This window comes from Priestia sp. P5_B4 (genome assembly GCF_056400385.1).
This window is the reverse complement of sequence record NZ_JBFULJ010000653.1, coordinates 1-2,180: the sequence shown is the minus strand read 5'-3', so window position 1 is coordinate 2,180 and position 2,180 is coordinate 1. Positions and strand designations below refer to the sequence as shown.

Below are 2,180 nucleotides of genomic sequence, written 5' to 3'. Positions count from 1 at the left end.
GATCAAAACATTTCMATATATAGAGGAGTTAAAAACAGCAACATTCAACTGGATATATGAACGTTTGCAGCAGATTTTCCCGTCTAAGACTTTTCCTTATTTATTTGATGGAGCTGTGCTGCTAGAAGGAATGCTTAACAATATATTTAAAATGAATAAAGCACTAAACTATCCATTGCCTATTGAACAAATTGTCCGTTATTGTATGAAGCGTATAGAGGAGATCGTAATCGAAGTAGCAGAACAAAAAGAACAGTTATTTAATCCTTCCGTTTACTCTGCGGTATTTAATGAGAAAACAGAAAGTCATTTTTCGACTGAGCTTACGCGCGTAACCGCGAAGTTAAAACGGGTGATTGAAAATAAACTAACAAATGAAGAGGAACAAAAGAAGAGTCTGGAATTTGTGACATTTATATCTGATGAATTACTGCAAAATGATACGGAGCCTCGCACATTTATTATTCAGAGTTCTCTTTTATCGCTAGAGAAAATCAATACTCTCGCACAGACCAAAGAGTTAGAGGAATATAAAGAAGTCATAACTACTCTGACAAGACATGCTTCATAATTTGAAAAGCAGGTAAATTAACCCAAAAGGCAAGACTCTCCTTAGTTTAGAAAAGAGCAGGTTGCCAATAACATATAAACAGCCAGTTGCCGTTATGATAGGTGACTGGCTGCATGGGATGAAAAAGGTGGCGGAGACAGACATAACACTCTTATTAGAAGAGGGTAATTCTTTCCCTTTTATAGAAAATCAATTAATCGAAAATAGCTGCTTCATTCTTAAGATCAAACGTGATATAGTTTGCTAACCTTTGCGTTCACTTAACTAACTTATAGGGGTAACACTTAAAAAAGAATCAATAACGATAGAAACCGCTCCTAAAGCAGGTGCATTTTTTCCTAACGAAGAAGGCAATAGTTCACATTTATTGTCTAAATGAGAATGGACTCTAGAAGAAACTTCGTTTTTAATCGTATTTAAAACAATGGGATGAGATTCAATTATATGATTTCTCAAGATAACAGCTTCTACATCAAATGTATTAAGAATATTGGTTAATCCAATTCCGATATAAAAGCCAAAGTTTTGAAGTGCATTTAACATTTCTACATCATTTTTATTTGCACGTTCCACAATCTCTTTTCGAGAAATATTCTTTTCTTCTTTAGAGAGCGAAGCCAGTAACGCTTTTTCAGAAGCATATAATTCCCAACAGCCCCGATTTCCACAGCTACATTTGGGGCCATTAAAATCTATCGTCATATGACCCATTTCCCCAGAAAAACCCTGAACACCTTTATACAATTCGTTGTTAATAACAAGTCCAGTTCCAATTCCGACATTAATACTGATGTAAACGATGTTTTCGTAGTTTTTTGTCATACCAAATACTTTTTCACCGTATGCTCCTGCATTAGCTTCATTTTCAACAAAAACCGGAACATTAAACTCACTCTCAATTAAAAACTGCAAATCTTTGATATTCCAATTTAAGTTAGGCATAAAAATAATTTGCTGATGACGATCTACAAGACCTGGAACACAAATTCYTATTCCGACTAGACCATAAGGGGACTCAGGCATATGGGTTACAAAACCATGAATAAGTGCAAATAAAATCTCTTTTACTTCACTAGCAGAAGAACTAGACAAGTCAGAAGTCTTCTCAAGAATAATATTTCCTTCTAAGTCGGTTAGAATTCCGTTAAGATAGTCGACCCCTATATCGATACCGATCGAGTAGCCTGCATTCTTATTAAAAACAAGCATTACAGGTCTTCTGCCGCCTCTGGATTGCCCTGCCCCAATTTCAAAAATAAAATCTTTTTCAAGCAGTGTATTTACTTGAGAGGAGACAGTAGACTTGTTTAATCCTGTAATCTCAGAGAGAGTTGCCCTGGAGATAGGGGAGTTCTTTAAAATTTCATCTAATATTAATTTTTGATTCATTTTTTTTACTAAAGCTTGATCTGCAATTTGAATAATAACCACTCCTTTGTTTATCTATCGAACTAAGTTGGTGTTTTTTGAAGCTTGAATTAGATATTTAAAAGTATCATATCTAATATTATAACTAAATTTTCTAAAAAAAACATTGAAATAAACATTTATTTTGTATATGATGAAATAAAGTTAGTTTATTGGATAAACAAACTAACTGAATCAAGAT

At 33.8% G+C, this 2,180-nt stretch carries 1 protein-coding gene and 1 pseudogene; one reads left to right on the top strand and one right to left on the bottom strand.

The genetic code is table 11. From position 1 onward, the window contains the following. Positions 1-571, top strand: a pseudogene (locus AC1DRF_RS24265) (TetR/AcrR family transcriptional regulator); the annotation flags it as partial. Between the two features lie 264 nt (positions 572-835). Here AC1DRF_RS24265 and xylR read toward each other — a convergent pair. After that, positions 836-1,993, bottom strand: a complete 1,158-nt coding sequence (gene xylR, locus AC1DRF_RS24260; RefSeq protein ID WP_477741901.1) for a transcriptional repressor XylR — start codon at positions 1,991-1,993, stop codon at positions 836-838. Positions 1,994-2,180 lie beyond the last annotated feature (187 nt).